The following is a 2,094-nucleotide window of genomic DNA, read 5'->3' on the forward strand; positions in this document are numbered from 1 at the left end:
GATTGTAGGTGTGCAGCCATTGTGGGTAGGCATTGCGTCGTTCGGTCTCGGATTGGTAGGGCCTGGCGTAGGCCCATTCGTCGAGGAGGGTGCGGGTAGGGTCGGCCGAGCGGCGAGGTCCCTGCTGGACAGGGCCTTTTCCGCTCGGCCTCCCTCCGAACCGGACGGGCCCGATTTCCGAGCATCCGGCTCTCCAGTGACTACTGCGTGAGCATCGTGTTCGGCTTCCCGGTGTGGATGCGCTCGTGACAGGCGCCGCAGACCACGAGGGCCTTGCGCCGGCGTCTGGCCATGAGGTTCGCCCAATCGGGGGACGGCCCGTCCACCCGGCTGAGGTCGTTGAGTGACCTGATGTGGTGAACCTCCACCTCACTGGCCTGCTCGCAGACTTCGCACCGATTTCCCTGGAGTCGACGGATCAACTTCTTGTGGGGATAGACGGGACCTGCCAGACGGTCGGTCAGTTCCGCCGTCTTCTGCCGCTTGAGAGGAATCCCTCCGAATCGGGCCACCAGTTCCTTCCTGTTGTCCCGTGGCATACGAGCCTCGAAACAAGTGCGCGGACCGTGGGGCGTCTGGATCTTGGCCTTGAAACGGGCCGCCATCTTCGACACCGTCGAGCCGTGCTTTCGCGCCAAGGTCCGGAGCATAGAGGTCTCCATGACCCAACGCAGCCGGTGAAGTCGGAAGACGTCACCGGCCATCAGGTAGTACTGGACGACGCCCCGGTACTCAATGGCGAACTTCCCGACAATGACATGATCGGTCTCATTCACGAGCGAGTTCCGGCAAGCGGGTTTTCCGCGTGCCATGTAAGGGGCGGACTTGGCCTTGATAACGCCGACGGGCACGTGCAGGACGATCGTCCCGTTAAGGGATCGGCGATTGCGCCGATCCGTCGCGGACGGCCGTCGTGTTCTGCGGTCCGTACTCGCCGTCGATATCTCATAGCCGAGGAACCGTGCCCTGCCTGTTCGGGCATGGGTGATCAGCGTCTTCTCTTGCGACAGTTCCAGCTTGAGGTCTTCACGCAGGAACGTCGCCAGACGCCGTTTGATGTCTTCGGCTTCGGCCTTTGGCCCAACAAACCCGAGGAGGGTATCGTCGGCATAGCGCACGTATCGCAGCCTCCGATAGTCAGGATCGTTGGGGTCCTGGCTGGGGAGGCGATGCAACCGCTTGTAGAGCGACCGCACTTCGGCGCGGTCGCCTCTGTGGTGGGCACGTGCGATTGCCGATTCCACCCGGCGGTATTCCGTGCTGCGTGCCCGGAGCCTGCCTCGGGTGTATTCCGGGATCAGTGTCTGCTCGACGTAGATATCCAGCTTGTGCAGGTAGATATTGGACAGGACGGGTGACGCCACGCCGCCTTGCGGGGCTCCGCTCAACGTCGTGTGCCAGGTCCAGTCCTCCAGGTATCCGGCCGTCAGCATGTTCCGCACCAGCCGCAGGAACCGGCTGTCGTGGACCTTCTCGCCCAGGATCCGGAGCATGACCTCATGGTCGAGGCTCCCGAAGCAGTCGGCGATGTCGCCCTCGATAAACCAGGTCGTCCCCGTCCAGGTGTTGACCACTTCGCGAAGTGCGGTGTGGCAGCCTTTCCGAGGACGAAATCCGTGGGACCTGCCGGAGAAGACCGGTTCGTAATACGCCTCCAATAGGAGCCGCATCACTTCACCGACCAACTTATCCGACCAAGTAGGCAGGCCGAGAGGCCGAGTCTTCCCGCTCTGTTTCTTCGGGATGTGGACTCGCCTCGCGGGGTGGAATCGGTAACGCTCGTGGCGCATCGCATCAATGATGCGGTCGATCCGACCCATCGACATGCCATCCACGGTCTCCTGCGTGGCCCCTGGCGTCATCGCCCCCTTGTTGGAGTAGATGCGCCCGTAGGCCAGCAGATACAACTGCGGGTTGAACATCTGTCGAAACAGTTCCTCACACGGCAGACCGCGCCTGCCGCGCTCACGCAGGACACCCAGCACCGTTTCAGCGCTCTGGTCGGGTGGCCGGGGGGAATCTCACCCCCCGGCTCCCACAGATCCCGGCGTGAGCCTCTCGACTCACCGGGCTCTTGTCGTCCTGATCACCACG

Annotated in this window: 1 protein-coding gene; it reads right to left on the reverse strand. The window is 63.0% G+C overall.

The features are described from left to right. Window positions 1-200: 200 nt before the first annotated feature. A complete protein-coding gene (locus ACFU99_RS41685) occupies window positions 201-1,985 on the reverse strand; it encodes a reverse transcriptase domain-containing protein (RefSeq protein ID WP_384403451.1) in 1,785 nt (594 codons plus the stop codon). Window positions 1,986-2,094 lie beyond the last annotated feature (109 nt).

The sequence above is a fragment of the Streptomyces sp. NPDC057654 genome, assembly GCF_042800135.1.
In the GTDB taxonomy this organism is placed as follows: Bacteria; Actinomycetota; Actinomycetes; order Streptomycetales; family Streptomycetaceae; genus Streptomyces.